The organism is uncultured Kriegella sp., assembly GCF_963975415.1.
GTDB lineage: Bacteria > Bacteroidota > Bacteroidia > Flavobacteriales > Flavobacteriaceae > Kriegella.
The window spans coordinates 159826-174187 of record NZ_CAXBGN010000002.1 but is presented as its reverse complement, the minus strand read 5'-3'; the positions used below and the strand labels follow the sequence as shown (position 1 = coordinate 174187).

General features: G+C 40.0%; 11 protein-coding genes. 8 read left to right on the top strand and 3 right to left on the bottom strand.

Going from position 1 to position 14362, the window contains the following annotated elements:
* Window positions 1–4: 4 nt before the first annotated feature.
* From AACZ88_RS04550 to miaB, 3 genes are all read right to left on the bottom strand, one after another.
* On the bottom strand, window positions 5–535 hold the full coding sequence (locus AACZ88_RS04550; protein ID WP_339706848.1) for an LptE family protein: 531 nt from the start codon (window positions 533–535) through the stop codon (window positions 5–7).
* A 67-nt stretch (window positions 536–602) separates the two neighbouring features.
* Entirely contained in the window at window positions 603–1889 is a 1287-nt protein-coding gene (locus AACZ88_RS04545; protein ID WP_339706845.1) for a sigma-54 dependent transcriptional regulator, read from the bottom strand.
* Window positions 1890–1974: 85 nt separating this feature from the next.
* Window positions 1975–3420, bottom strand: coding sequence for a tRNA (N6-isopentenyl adenosine(37)-C2)-methylthiotransferase MiaB (gene miaB / locus AACZ88_RS04540; protein WP_339706842.1), 1446 nt, complete (start codon window positions 3418–3420; stop codon window positions 1975–1977).
* Window positions 3421–3707: 287 nt separating this feature from the next.
* Between miaB and AACZ88_RS04535 the strand changes: the two genes are divergently transcribed.
* From AACZ88_RS04535 to gldN, 8 genes are all read left to right on the top strand, one after another.
* A complete protein-coding gene (locus AACZ88_RS04535) occupies window positions 3708–4379 on the top strand; it encodes a class I SAM-dependent methyltransferase (RefSeq protein WP_339706839.1) in 672 nt (223 codons plus the stop codon).
* 154 nt (window positions 4380–4533) lie between these two features.
* Window positions 4534–5784: a hypothetical protein gene (locus tag AACZ88_RS04530; protein ID WP_339706837.1), complete on the top strand. Its 1251-nt coding sequence runs from the start codon at window positions 4534–4536 to the stop codon at window positions 5782–5784.
* Window positions 5785–5903: 119 nt separating this feature from the next.
* Window positions 5904–8393 carry a type I DNA topoisomerase gene (topA, locus tag AACZ88_RS04525; protein WP_339706834.1) on the top strand — a complete coding sequence of 830 codons (2490 nt, stop codon included), beginning with the start codon at window positions 5904–5906 and terminating at the stop codon, window positions 8391–8393.
* Window positions 8393–9556, top strand: coding sequence for a formimidoylglutamase (locus AACZ88_RS04520; protein WP_339706831.1), 1164 nt, complete (start codon window positions 8393–8395; stop codon window positions 9554–9556). Before topA ends, AACZ88_RS04520 begins: the two co-directional genes overlap by 1 nt.
* A 123-nt stretch (window positions 9557–9679) precedes the next feature.
* Window positions 9680–11035, top strand: a complete 1356-nt coding sequence (gene gldK / locus AACZ88_RS04515; protein WP_339706829.1) for a gliding motility lipoprotein GldK — start codon at window positions 9680–9682, stop codon at window positions 11033–11035.
* A gap of 125 nt (window positions 11036–11160) precedes the next feature.
* Window positions 11161–11814, top strand: a complete 654-nt coding sequence (gldL, locus tag AACZ88_RS04510) for a gliding motility protein GldL (RefSeq protein ID WP_339706826.1) — start codon at window positions 11161–11163, stop codon at window positions 11812–11814.
* Window positions 11815–11866: 52 nt separating this feature from the next.
* Window positions 11867–13435 (top strand): gliding motility protein GldM, encoded by a 1569-nt coding sequence (gldM, locus tag AACZ88_RS04505; RefSeq protein WP_339706823.1) that lies wholly within the window; start codon window positions 11867–11869, stop codon window positions 13433–13435.
* A gap of 21 nt (window positions 13436–13456) precedes the next feature.
* Complete coding sequence (gene gldN, locus AACZ88_RS04500) at window positions 13457–14359, top strand: gliding motility protein GldN (protein WP_339706820.1); 903 nt, start codon at window positions 13457–13459, stop codon at window positions 14357–14359.
* The last annotated feature ends 3 nt before the right edge of the window (window positions 14360–14362 follow it).

Here is a 14362-nt window from a genome sequence, read left to right as displayed (position 1 = left end):
GTTTTTACCAATCGGCAAGTGAGGCGTTAAAAATATCTTGAGTAATACGTTCAAAAATAACTTGCAACGCTTCGTCTTTGACTGATGATAATTGCGATGCCGCGGGATAATCATAAAAAAACGAAAATCGCTGGTCAAAATCGGCATCCTCCTTTGTTTTGTTATAAAATCGTACTTTGACCGCCATAGTGAGCCTATTTTGGGCTGCTGTCTGTTGGGCGGTAGCCGACATCGGTGAAATGCGATATTCGACAATTTCACCTTCATAAAGTAAATCACCATTACTAGGGGTCAAATCTAGATTAGTCTGGTTCAATATCCTGTCTTGTAAAGCTAAGGTGAAATCTCGTTCAAGGCCAGGTTCGAAAGTTGATCCAGGGCTTTGCGAAGCATAGTTCTGAAAAGTAGGTACCGTAAAAGAGGTGGCCGTACCAACGTTACCGCCTGTGAAATTGTAGATGCCGCAGCCCCAAAGTAAGAAAAGGGGGAGGCAAAAGGCAATCAAAGTTTTAAATTTATTCAATCTTTTTGTCATTTATAAAGACGTGGATTTGTATTATTTGAAGATGACCGAGATTCGAAATATACATTTGAAATCGACTTTAAAGGTCATATTGTTTTATTTTTCGATAGAGCGTTCGCTCTGAAATACCAAGTTCCGCGGCTGCGGCTTTTCGTTTTCCGCGATTGCGATCCAACGATTTTTTAATAAGCTCTATTTCCTTATCTTGTAAAGATAAGGTTTCCTCTTCTTCTATTTCTTCGGCGAAATGATATTTGTCCTCTTGGGGAGCTTTGGCCACTACTTTTTCTCTGTCTCTATCTCTGTCGTGTTCGGGAAGCCGCATCACTTCCATAGTGGTGTCGGTATTCTGATCTTCTTCGATTTCTTCTCCGTTGTTACCATAAATTTTTTGGATCAAGTTCTCATTCTCTTCCTGTACTTTTTGAGAATCATTGTTTTTCAGTAGCTCCAAGGTTAGTTTTTTAAGGTCGTTAAGATCACCTTTCATATCGAACAATACTTTGTAAAGTATTTCCCGTTCATTGGTGAAATCTCCCTCTTTCTTTTCGCGATCGATAACCGCAGGTAGGTTAGACCCGTGTGAATTGGGCAAATAACTGTTCAAGGTGTACGCCGAAATGGATCGGCTCTCTTCTAAAACGGAAACCTGTTCTGCAATGTTTCTAAGCTGCCGAATATTCCCCGGCCAACGGTATTTTGACAATAATTGTATGGCATCATCGTCTAAACGCAGTGTGGGCATTTTGTATTTCTGTCCAAAATCGGAAGCAAATTTCCGAAATAGGAGATGAATGTCATCACGGCGTTCGCGTAACGGCGGAATATTGATTTCAACAGTGCTCAAGCGATAGTACAGGTCTTCCCTAAATTTTTCCTTTTTAATCGCTTCGAACATATTTACGTTAGTGGCTGCTACAATGCGTACATTGGTTTTTTGTGTTTGGGAAGATCCAACTTTTAAAAATTCGCCATTCTCTAAAACACGAAGTAGGCGTACCTGGGTCGTCAAGGGAAGTTCACCCACCTCATCTAAAAAAATAGTGCCACCATCGGCGACCTCAAAATAACCACTACGGGTTTGGGTTGCCCCTGTGAAGGCCCCTTTTTCATGACCAAAAAGTTCACTATCTATTGTGCCCTCTGGGATGGCTCCACAGTTTACAGCAATATATTTGGCATGCTTACGGTGGGAAAGTGCATGAATAATCTTGGGTATGGCCTCTTTGCCCACGCCACTTTCGCCAGTTACCAAGACCGAAATATCAGTAGGGGCAACCTGCATGGCCTTTTCAATGGCGCGGTTAAGCTTTACATCGTTGCCGATGATTTCAAAGCGCTGTTTTATAGCTTGTATAGATTCCATTTATTTTTCTCGTTCCCTTTTAATTTAACTCATAGTAATCAGGGACGTTCTTTATTTTAAATAATTCAATAAAACTTTGAAACGCTTAATTGTTTTCGGAATAGCCAACAGCTTCACCGATCAAAGTGGCCGAAGTACAATTGAGCATTTTTACGTTGACAAATTCGCCAACCTTGTAGTTTTCCTTGGGGAATACTGCAACCGTATTCTGTGAATTGCGACCCATCCAATGGGCATCCGATTTCTTCGATGAACCTTCAATAAGTATTTCTTGAACCTTTCCAACATGCCGCTGGGTTCTTTCTTGACAATGTTCTCTTTGCAGGGCGATTATTTCCGATAACCTGCGTTTTTTGATTTCTTCAGGGACATCATCCTCAAGTTTTCTAGCCGCCATGGTTCCAGGTCTTTCGGAATATGCGAACATAAATCCATAATCGTATTTGACATACTCCATTAGCGATAAGGTGTTTCTATGATCTTCTTCGGTCTCGGAAGGAAAACCGGTTATCATGTCTTGAGAGACTGCGCAATCGGGAATAATCTTTTTAATATTATCGATTAGCTCAAAATATTCTTCACGGGTATGCAACCGATTCATCTCTTTCAAAATTCGATTACTTCCACTCTGAACAGGAAGGTGAATGTAATTGCAGATATTTTTGTGCTTCGCCATGGTATGAATTACTGCCAACGTCAGGTCTTGTGGGTTTGAAGTTGAAAAGCGAATGCGCATCTTTGGTTGTGCAAGGGCGACTAACTCAAGTAATTGTGCGAAGGTTACCGAGGTGGCTTTTTGCATATCGGTAGCTTTGTCAAAATCTTTTTTTAGTCCCCCACCATACCAAAGGTAGCTGTCTACATTTTGGCCTAATAACGTGATTTCACGAAAACCCTTGTTCCATAAATCGTTCACTTCACTGACAATTGATTGTGGGTCGCGGCTACGTTCGCGCCCACGTGTAAAAGGCACGACACAAAAAGTACACATGTTATCGCAACCTCTGGTAATGGATACAAAGGCGGTAACCCCATTCGAATTCAGGCGTACCGGGGCAATATCGCCATAGGTTTCTTCCTTGGAGAGAATTACATTGACGGCATTTCTGCCTTCGTCAATTTCTTGAACCAGATTGGGTAAGTCTTTGTACGCATCGGGTCCCACGACCATATCGACAATTTTTTCTTCTTCAAGCAGTTGACTTTTCAGGCGTTCTGCCATACAGCCCAAAACACCTACTTTAAGATGGGGTCTATTTTTCTTTACCGCATTGAATTTTTCGAGCCGTTTTCGCACTGTAAGCTCGGCTTTTTCCCGAATAGAGCAGGTATTTACGAGAACAAGGTCGGCGTCATCAAGACTGTGGGTGGTATTAAAACCTTCTTTTGCTAAAATGGATGCAACTATTTCGCTGTCGGAAAAATTCATCTGGCATCCGTAACTTTCAATGTAAAGTTTTCGGTTGTTCTTTTTGTTTTTCTCTAAAGTGAGTACAGAGCCTTGTAAAGATTCGTCTATTGTTTTCTCCATTTAAAACCTGTTTCCTGTCAATTTAATTTCCCTACTATACATTTGTGATTTCTACCTTGGCCTAAGTGCGTACTTATAAAGGAATGTGTTTCGGGGAGACAAAGATAATGCTAATTCTACGATAGTGACAATATGGCAGTTATAAATTTTGGTTAAACTCCCGATTTAAGGCTCGAAGAATATGCAATGGTCGGTCTTGAGAGTTATAGGGAATGATTAAATTGCCATAAGTCATTCCTTTGTTTTGATAAGAATTATACTCGACGATAAAATAAATATGCTCGTTTATGTTGAAGAATGATATGGAAAAAAAAGACCAAAAGACTAGAACTGTGAAGGAAGTGATGACGGAAGTCTATAAAGAAAACCTTTGGGGCGGTAAAAATGAACCCTTTTATTCGGGTTCAGGTTCACATAAGCAAAAAATTGTGGAGCCCTATATTCTCGCGGTTACCAAATGGCTTGCTTCCCTAGATGAGAAATTGGTTGTTTGTGATTTGGGCTGCGGGGATTTTAATGTGGGACGTCAATTGGTGTCTTACTCAAAAGAATATGTCGGTATCGACGTAGTAGATGCCTTGATTCAACGAAATCAAACCCTGTTTAAGGGAGATAAGTTGATGTTTGAATGTCTAGATATTATTCAAGAAAAACTTCCTGAAGGAGATTGTGCTATTGTACGTCAGGTGTTACAGCATTTATCCAATGAAGAGATTTTGATGCTTATGCCAAAATTGAGGGAATATCGGTTTCTTGTGGTCACCGAACACTTGCCTTTTGCTGAATTCGTTCCCAATATAGATAAGCCGACAGATTATGACATCAGGTTGAGAAAAAAAAGTGGTGTGGTATTGACCGAGGCTCCTTTTGATTTAAAACCCTTAAAGGAGAAAAAACTTTTGACGATAGGCTTTAGACAGCGAAGCCAAATAACAACCACGCTCTATCAAAACTTTTGATTTATAACGGCTAATTTCCGTTATAATATTTTGACAGAGAGCAGGGTAGTCATTCATTAAGATTGAAAGGGGTTACAATTTTTGCCTCTTTTAGACGCAACTTCAATTGAATTTTGACATCTTGATAGTATATAACCCCACAATTAAAATAGTGATGAAAGACAAAATATTGCTGTTGCTGTTTGTCAGTGCGCTACTGTTCGTTTCTTGTGATAAAAGCGAGGATCAAGAGAAATATGCCGATTATCAGGTGGCTCGCCCCTTGAAAATTTCCAAGACAGAATTTAAGAATAGTGTTACTATTTTACCACCTGCGCCTATTGAGAGTTCAGGAAAAATTTATGCCTATCAAAACTATATTTTTGTGAATGATAAATTCAGGGGTGTACATGTAATCGATAATAGCAATCCGGAAAATCCTAAAAAAGTTTCTTTTATCAAAATTGCCGGCAATGTAGATATTTCGGTGAAAGACGACTATCTATATGCCGATAGTCTTACCGATTTGGTCGTACTCGACATTTCGAACCTCGAAGATATTACGATAGTAAATCGATTGGAAAATGTGCTTAGAGACAATGTGGTCTGGCCTGCCCAGGCCGATTTTTTCGAATGGGAAGATGTAGATTACGAAAATGAAATGATCGTTGGTTGGGAACTGGTGACCGAAAAACGGTCGGTCGAGGAATACGAAAGTCAGTTTGTGAATAGAATGGATGATGTTCTTTTTGCCGAAGTGGCCAATGATGTATCTGTAGGTCAAGGGGGTTCTTTGGCTCGGTTTAAAATAGTTGACGACTTTCTTTACGCCGTAGATAGCCATAATATCAATGTTTTTAATATTACCGATTTAGAAAACCCTAAAGATCTCGAAGATGTATATGCCGGGTTCGATATTGAAACCATTTTCAACCAAGGTCATTATTTGTTTTTGGGTAGTATGCGTGGTATGTATATATATGATATCGCCGCTCCGGCAACACCTACTTTAGTTTCCGAATTTCAACACGGCACTGCCTGTGACCCTGTTGTCGTCGATGGTGATTATGCCTATGTCACCCTAAGAGGGGGCAACCAATGTGGTGCTACCGAAAGCGGACTCTTTATAATTGATATCTCCAATATTTCGCAACCTGAGTTGAAAGTGAGCTACCCTATGGATGGACCTTATGGACTCGGTATAAAAGATGAGAAGTTATTTGTCTGTGATGGTGAATCTGGATTGAAAGTTTACGACAAAACAAATGTTGAAGATTTGACAACTTTGAACCATTTCAAAAATATTAATACGTTTGACGTGATACCATTAAATGATAACCTGCTCATGGTCGGGGACGGTGTACTCTATCAATACGCCTACCTTGAAAAAGATATTACGTTGATTAGTGCGTTGCCGCTGCATTAAATCTTTAAAAATTTCGATTGAAACGCCTTACTGAAATAGGGCGTTTTTTTATACATATATATAGGGTGTTGGAACAAATTAAAAAATTCAACTACTTTTGTTGCATCAAAAAACCATGAATGGCCAAGAATTTAGTTATTGTAGAGTCGCCTGCTAAGGCAAAGACCATAGAGAAATTTTTAGGAAAGGATTATAAGGTAGAGTCCAGTTTTGGGCATATCGCCGATTTGCCTTCCAAAGAACTGGGTGTAGATGTTGATAATGATTTTGAACCTAAATATATTGTTGATAAAGACAAGAAAGCTTTAGTTAAAAAGCTAAAGGATTTAGCGGCAAAAGCCGAAACTATATGGTTGGCTAGTGATGAAGACCGAGAGGGAGAGGCTATTTCATGGCATTTAGTAGAAACACTTGGTCTTGATAAAAGTAAGACCAAACGTATCGTGTTCAACTCCATTACGAAGTCGGCCATACAAAAGGCCATTGAGAACCCTCGGGAAATAAATTATAACCTCGTAAATGCCCAACAGGCCCGAAGAGTCTTGGATCGATTAGTCGGGTATCAACTATCGCCCGTGTTATGGAAAAAAATTAAACCAGGGCTTTCCGCTGGTAGAGTGCAATCAGTTGCAGTTCGCTTGATTGTAGAGCGTGAGCGCGATATCGATGCTTTTGTTCCCGAAGGGTCATTTAAAATTGCGGCAGAGTTTAAAACTGAAGATGGTAACATCTTTACGGCGAAACTGAATAAAACTTTTTCCTCGAAAAAAGAGGCTGAGAGCTTTTTGAAAAAAAATATTGGAGCTGATTTTTCGGTCGGGAGCTTAGATAAAAAACCGGCCAAGAAGTCGCCATCGGCACCTTTTACCACCTCGACATTGCAGCAAGAGGCTTCTAGAAAGCTTTATTTTTCAGTTGGTCGTACCATGCAAGTAGCACAACGACTGTATGAGGCGGGATTAATAACTTATATGAGAACCGATAGCGTCAACCTTTCGGGAGAAGCAATCAATGCTGCTAAAGACGCCATTATTGACAATTATGGTGAACAATATAGTTCGGTACGCAATTTCAAGGGGAAGACGAAAGGGGCACAAGAAGCGCATGAGGCTATCCGGCCAACCGATATGACCCGGCAGTCTCCCTCACTAGAACGTGATCAGTCGAAATTATACGAATTGATATGGAAACGTACGATTGCCTCGCAAATGAGTGACGCCCAATTAGAGCGAACCAATGTTAAGATTAAGGCAAGCACACATTCACAAGAATTTACGGCCAATGGTGAGGTCATCAAGTTCGATGGCTTTCTTAAGGTTTATATGGAAGGATTGGATGAGGAAGATACTGCTGAAGAGCAAGAAGGAATGCTTCCTGCTATGAATGTCGGTGACGCCTTATTAAATCAATATATTTCGGCCACGGAACGTTTTACACGACCACCATATCGGTTCACGGAAGCTTCCCTTGTGAAAAAACTGGAAGAGCTAGGTATAGGTAGGCCATCTACGTATGCCCCAACAATTTCCACGATTCAGAATAGAGGGTATATCGAAAAAGGCTCTGTAGAAGGTGTCGAACGTAAGTATGCCCAGTTGATATTGGAATCTGGCGCTGTGAAAGAAAAAGGGCTCTCCGAGACCATAGGTTCCGATAAGGGAAAAATGGTGCCTACCGATATCGGTATGATTGTAAATGATTTTTTGGTAAGCCATTTTGCGAACATCCTTGATTATAATTTTACCGCCAAAGTCGAAGAAGATTTTGACGAGATTGCCGAGGGTGATGAAGATTGGCAAAAAGTCATGAAAGATTTTTATAAAGACTTTCATCCTATTGTGCTAGATGTTGAAGAGAATGCCGATCGTGCAAGTGGTGAACGTGTTTTGGGTACCGATCCAAAATCCGGAAGACAGGTTTCTGTACGTCTGGGAAGGTTCGGCCCTATGGTACAGATGGGCACTGCCGAAGAAGAAGAGAAGCCGGTCTTTGCAAGTCTTTTGCCAGAGCAATCATTGAACACCATTACGTATGATGAGGCAATGGAATTATTTACGCTTCCCCGTAAATTAGGAGTTTATGAAGGGGAGGAGGTTGAAGCCAATGTAGGTCGTTTCGGTCCATACGTTCGCTTTGGTAAAAAGTTTGTTTCCTTGGAAAAAGGGGAAAGCGCTTTTGATGTTGATATGGAAAGGGCAATTGTGCTGATTAAAGCAAAGCAAAAGGCAGACGCCCCGATTGCCAGTTACGAAGACAAAGAAGTTACCAAAGGCACTGGTCGCTTTGGGCCATTTATAAAATGGGATGGTATGTTCATCAATGTGAACAAGAAATACGATTTTGATAACCTTTCCCAACAAGATATTGAGGAGTTGATCGAGGTCAAAAAACAAAAGGAAATAGATAAATTGATACAAGAATGGCCAGAAGAGGGTATTCGTATTGAAAAAGCACGATGGGGGAGACACAATATTATAAAGGGCAAGATTAAAGTAGAGATTGCTAAGTCGGTAGATGCTACAAAGGTGTCCTTAGAAGAAGCAAAGGCCCTTATTGAAAAAAAGACGCCCAAAAAGAAAAAGACTACGCCAAAATCGAAGCGTAAATAATGAACGCAGCATTTGATTTTTTAGTTCCTGTTGCCGATAAGGTGTTGGCCCATTGTGAATTATTGCCTGTCCAGGCATTGGGTAGAAAGATTCGTAAGCACTCGGCAAATAACGGATTTCCTGAATTTGACAATACCGCTGTAGCCTTAATAGGGGTGAGGGAGTCTAGAAATGCCTTTGAGAAAAAACCGGAAAAACTAGATGTTTCGGCAATTCGAATCCAATTGTATAAGTTATTGATGGGCAATTGGAACTCTTCAATCATCGATATAGGTGATGTGGAAGAAGGGGAAACTGTTGAGGATACATATTTTGTGGTGAAAGAGATAGTGGCCGTTCTTCTGAAAGAGAATATCGTGCCTATTGTTTTAGGAGCCACTCAAGACATTACTTATGCCGTTTACCGTGCGTTTGACGAAATTAAAGACCGCATAAATCTGGTCGCAATCGATAGCCGTTTTGATTTTGGTATGGATGAAGAGCTTATTTCCTCTAACTCCTATATGAGTAAGATCATTACCGATAAGCCAAACAACCTCTTTAATTTTACCAATATCGGTTACCAGAGCTATTATAATGCTCAAGAAGAGCTAGACTTAATGGAGCGCCTTTTTTTTGACGCTTATCGTTTGGGAGAGATTACGGCAGATATTTCTTCTGTAGAACCTTTATTAAGAAATGCCCATGCAATAAGTTTGGATGCTCGTTCCATTAGAGCAAGTGAAGTAGGTTTTTCTAATAATTTTTCCCCCAACGGTTTTACAGGTCGTGAGATATGCGCAATTGCAAGGTATGCAGGCATAAGTGAAGACGTTATGGTTTTTGGTATCTATGAAATGGAGAATGCGAATCAGTCGTGTCAACTAATGGCGCAAATAATCTGGTATTTTATTGAAGGTTTTAATTTTAGGATAAAAGAAACTCCACAAGATAAAGACGACGACTTTACAAAATACATAGTACCGACCGAAACTGAACAATTAGTATACTACAAAAGCTTGCTTACCGAAAGGTGGTGGGTCGAAGTGCCTTCCCTTCTAGCTGAGCATAATAAAATAAACTCGCCTGCGTTATTACCATGCGCCGAAAAGGACTATTTGGAAGCATGTAACCAAAACATTCCAGAACGGTGGTTTAAGGCCTATAAAAAAGGACTGAATTAATTGAAATATTTTTTAAGGTATAATTGCTTTCAATACAATAATTTAAGCAAAACGTAGTTTTAGAGAATAGAATAAATACATGTGTTCGAAGTTTATAACCATAATCGAAATTTAACCTAAAGTATGAAAAAGCTATTGTTATCATCTATAGCGTTTGTTTTTTTACTCACGAGTTGTGGGTCTAAAACAAAGGGAGAGCTAGTCGGAGCCAAGGGAAAAAGATGGTACCCCGAAAAACCCTATGGAATGGAGCTAATCCCCAGAGGAGCTTTCATTATGGGTAAAAGTGAAGAAGATCAGGCTAAAGTTCTTAATGCACCTGCCAAGACGGTAACGGTGCGGTCTTTCTATATGGACGATACCGAGATTACTAACAGTGAGTATCGTCAGTTTGTAGAGTGGGTCAAAGATTCCATTACTAGAACAAAATTGGCAATTCTTGCAGATGAACTTGGTCTTGGACCTGAAGATGGCGGTATTGGTGATTACGCTTTTAAGGATGCCGATACAACTAAGGCTTCGGTCTATGATAAATATATGTTGGATAATTATGCCGGAATGGGCGAAACAGGATATGAAGGCAGGGCTTTGAACAAAGATGAAGAGTTGATATGGGATATTTCTGAATACCCTGATGAATACTATACTGAAGTGATGGATTCATTGTATATTCCTGAAGAAGAATCTTATAATGGTCAGCGTACGGTCGATGTAACGCAGCTGAAGTTTAAATATAGTTGGATGGATATCGATGCTGCAGCTAGAGCTAGAAGTGGTAGGAGAAAAGATTTTATCCGTCACGAAGAACTAGAGATCTATCCTGATACAACCGTTTGGATTAAAGATTTTGAATATTCGTATAATGAACCAATGCACAATGATTATTTCTGGCATGATGCCTATAGTGAATATCCTGTGGTCGGTGTTTCTTGGGAACAGGCAAAAGCATTCTGTAACTGGAGGACTAAATTTAAGAATGACGATCAAAAAAATCGTGGCAAACAATTCGTAAATCAATTTAGATTACCTACTGAAACTGAATGGGAATATGCGGCAAGAGGAGGTATCGAAGGAGGTACGTACCCATGGGGAGGTCCTTATGTGATTAGTGATACCGGTTGTTTTATGGCGAACTTCAAACCACAGAGAGGTGATTATGCCGCCGATGCCGCACTATATACCGTAGAGGCCAAATCGTATGAACCTAACGATTTTAACTTGTACAACATGGCGGGCAATGTTTCTGAATGGACAAACTCTAGCTATGACCCCAATGCATACGAATATGTTTCTACTATGAACCCCAATGTTGGTGATGGCAGTAATGCAAGAAAAGTAATTAGGGGTGGATCTTGGAAAGATGTTGCTTACTTTCTACAGGTGAGTACCAGAGATTATGAGTACGCCGATTCTGCACGTAGTTATGTTGGCTTTAGAACAGTTCAAGATTACATGGGCGAAGAAGACTCAACGCAATAAACAGTAAATACGCAAATACAATAAATAGTAAATACGCAATTAAATACACCCCGATTAATTATCGGAAAATCAAATTTTAACCAAATCTTTTTAATTATTTCGAACCTTAAATTAAATTTAAAATTATGGCACAGTCAAAATCAACAAAAAAATTATTTAACATGGCCTATGGCCTAGGAGCATCTGTAGTAATTATTGGAGCTTTGTTCAAGATTCTTCACTGGGAATTTGGTCCCCTAACAGGTGGATTACTTTTAGCGGTTGGTCTTATTACCGAGGCTCTTATCTTTGCAATCAGTGCATTTGAACCTGTAGACGACGAGTACGATTGGTCTTTGGTTTATCCAGAATTGGCAGGTGGTGCGCCTTCAGTAAAGAAGAGCAACGAACTAGCCGAAGTGAAAGAAGCTGAAACTTCTTTGTCTAAAAAATTAGATGAATTGTTGCAAGAAGCTGGTGTTGATGCCAACTTGATGGAAAGCCTTGGGTCTAGTATCAGAAACTTCGAAGGTGCTGCCAAGGGTATTGCTCCAACTGTAGATGCCATGGAATCTACCAAAAAATATTCAGATGAGATGGTTGAGGCCGCTGCTCAAATGGAGTCATTGAACAGCTTGTACAAAGTTCAGTTGGAAAGTGCGAGCAAACAAGCTTCGGTTAACGAAGAAGTTGTTCAGAATGCCTCTGCACTTAAAGATCAAATGGAATCTTTGGCTACCAACCTTTCTTCATTGAACGGTGTTTATGGCGGTATGTTGACAGCCATGAACAGAAACTAATTAGTTTTAGTTAACCCCAAATCAATTATTAATTAAAAACTAATTAGAAAACATGGCAGGAGGAAAAGCAACACCACGTCAGAAGATGATCAACTTAATGTATTTGATCTTCATCGCTATGCTGGCGTTAAACATGAGTAAAGAAGTTCTGGCAGCGTTCGGTTTGATGAACGTAAAAATGGAGACTTCAAACGCAAAAACCACAGAAAGTAACCTAGCTTTCTTAGATGGACTTAGTACCAAAGCATCTGAAGATGCGGCTAAATATGGTGATTTATACGCCAAAGCTGGTCAAATCAAAGAGATGTCTCAAGAGTATTACGATTACCTACAATCATTGAAAGACGGAATGTTGGAAGATGTTGAGGATCCTACAGATTACCAGGTAATGGATAAATCTGATTTCTTAGATGGAAAGTTTTTCCAAGGAGATAATTTGACTCCTGAAGGTGAAGACTTCTTAAATAGAATCAACAATTATCGTGATGGTGTTATCAATATTTTACCAGCGACAATGAAAGATGTCAAGGAATCTGTTATGGCGCGTTTCCAAACAGGTGATGAGAACGGTAAAGTTGAGAACCGAAGCGGTGATAAGGTTGATTGGATTAATTACCAGTATGAAAGATTTCCTTTGGTAGCTTCATTGACCAAATTGACTGCATTGCAGGCCGATATTAAGGCCACTGAGGAAGATGCCTTGAAATCGATGTTGGCAGGTGAGTTGACAGAGCAAGTTTCTTTGAAGAATTTTGCTACTTCGTTACTCGCTAAAAAATCGGCTTATTATACTGGAGAAAAATATGATGGTAAGATTATCATAAGTAAAACTGACAATTCTTCTACGCCTGTAAGGGCTGAGTTGACATTGGACGGCAGAAAATTGTCCGAAGGTCCTGATTACAAGATAGAGCCTGGTGGTATAAAAATGCTCATTAGTTCTGGTAATGCAGGTGACCATGAAGTTGCTGGTACTATGTACTTCATGCAAGATGGTAAAGAAATTGAAGTTCCGGTAAAGAACTCCTTTGCAACAATATCGAAACCTAATGCGGCCTTGATAGCTGCTGATAAAATGAACGTTGTATATCGTGGGGTAGCTAACCCTATGAGTATCTCAATTCCTGGTATCCCAGATAATAAAGTTACCGCATCTGCTCCTGGTCTTAAGAAAGTTAGTTCAAGCAAGTATATTATGAACCCAGGTACGGGTAGAACCGTTAAAATTGTTGCTTCCGGTACATTACCAGATGGTCAACGTATTTCTACCCCTGCTGAATTTAGGATTAAAGATATCCCAAGACCTTCAAGTACGATACGAGGAGAAAGCGGTAGCGTTAAAATGCCAAGGAATAACCTTGAGATTTCGACTATCGGAGCCATTCTTGAAGACTTTGACTTTGATTTGAAACTTGCTGTTAGCGGATTTAGCTTTAAAGTGCCGGGTCAACCTACGGTTAAGGTTAATGGTAATAAATTGGACGCACGGGCCAAGTCTGCCTTGAAAAGAGCCAAGCGTGGTGATGCAGTACAGATATTCGATGTTCAAGCATATATTACCAACAACAAGAGTTATAAATTAAAGAAGGTATCAAACGTTTTTATAGAGCTTACGAACTAGTAACTAGTATAATTAATGATTATGAATTGGAAGAATGTTTTATTAATCGGAGCCGTTAGCTTATTGCCGGTGTCCATTATGGCCCAGGCGAACATTTTGAACGCCAAGAAGCCAGAGGAGATTGGCAAGAAAACGGAGGCTCAAAAAGAGCTTGATAATGATGCTCCCTTGGAATACGGTTATGTTGACGACAGAGATATTCTTTGGTCAAAGACTGTTTGGGAAACCATCGATCTTGATGAGCGTGTCAACTTTCCGCTGTATTATCCGGTCGATACCATTGATATTGGTGCAGACAGAAGATCCTTATATGATGTTTTTATGAAAAACATCAAAAATGGAAAACTCACGGATATATATGTAGACTCTTATTTCAGTGAAAAGAGAAATTTCAGTGATTTGGCAGCTACGTTGCAGAAAGTAGATACTACCGATCTCGGGTATGAACAGATCAATGCGGGGGAACAACTTTCTATGGAATACGTAAACCGTAGAGAATTGACCGCTGCCGATATTGAAGAGTATCGTATCAAAGGGATGTGGTATTTCGATAAGCGTTTAGGAGAGCTTAAGTACCGTTTGTTGGGTATTGCCCCGGTAGCTCCCGATGTGAACTTTATTGATGATGATTCTATGGATCCTGCGGACGCCAAAGTGGAGTTGTTCTGGGTATGGTACCCAAGTGCTAGGCAAGTACTGCATGATGCAAAGGTGTTTAATCAACGCAATTCGGCACAACCCTTATCTTTTGATATGTTGCTGAATGCAAGACGGTTTAATGGTGTGATTTATCGTGAAGATAATGTCCATGGTGACCGGGTAATCAATGATTATATATCCGATAATTCGTTGTTCCAATTGCTGGAGTCCAAGCGAATTAAGGAGGTCATCAGAGATAGGGAACAAGATATGTGGGCCTATTGATGA

Bases quoted from the DNA above. Each gene is read 5' to 3' on its own strand.
- AACZ88_RS04550 (WP_339706848.1), bottom strand. From the start codon at position 535: ATGACAAAAAGATTGAATAAATTTAAAACTTTGATTGCCTTTTGCCTC.
- AACZ88_RS04545 (WP_339706845.1), bottom strand. From the start codon at position 1,889: ATGGAATCTATACAAGCTATAAAACAGCGCTTTGAAATCATCGGCAAC.
- miaB (WP_339706842.1), bottom strand. From the start codon at position 3,420: ATGGAGAAAACAATAGACGAATCTTTACAAGGCTCTGTACTCACTTTA.
- AACZ88_RS04535 (WP_339706839.1), top strand. From the start codon at position 3,708: ATGTTGAAGAATGATATGGAAAAAAAAGACCAAAAGACTAGAACTGTG.
- AACZ88_RS04530 (WP_339706837.1), top strand. From the start codon at position 4,534: ATGAAAGACAAAATATTGCTGTTGCTGTTTGTCAGTGCGCTACTGTTC.
- topA (WP_339706834.1), top strand. From the start codon at position 5,904: ATGGCCAAGAATTTAGTTATTGTAGAGTCGCCTGCTAAGGCAAAGACC.
- AACZ88_RS04520 (WP_339706831.1), top strand. From the start codon at position 8,393: ATGAACGCAGCATTTGATTTTTTAGTTCCTGTTGCCGATAAGGTGTTG.
- gldK (WP_339706829.1), top strand. From the start codon at position 9,680: ATGAAAAAGCTATTGTTATCATCTATAGCGTTTGTTTTTTTACTCACG.
- gldL (WP_339706826.1), top strand. From the start codon at position 11,161: ATGGCACAGTCAAAATCAACAAAAAAATTATTTAACATGGCCTATGGC.
- gldM (WP_339706823.1), top strand. From the start codon at position 11,867: ATGGCAGGAGGAAAAGCAACACCACGTCAGAAGATGATCAACTTAATG.
- gldN (WP_339706820.1), top strand. From the start codon at position 13,457: ATGAATTGGAAGAATGTTTTATTAATCGGAGCCGTTAGCTTATTGCCG.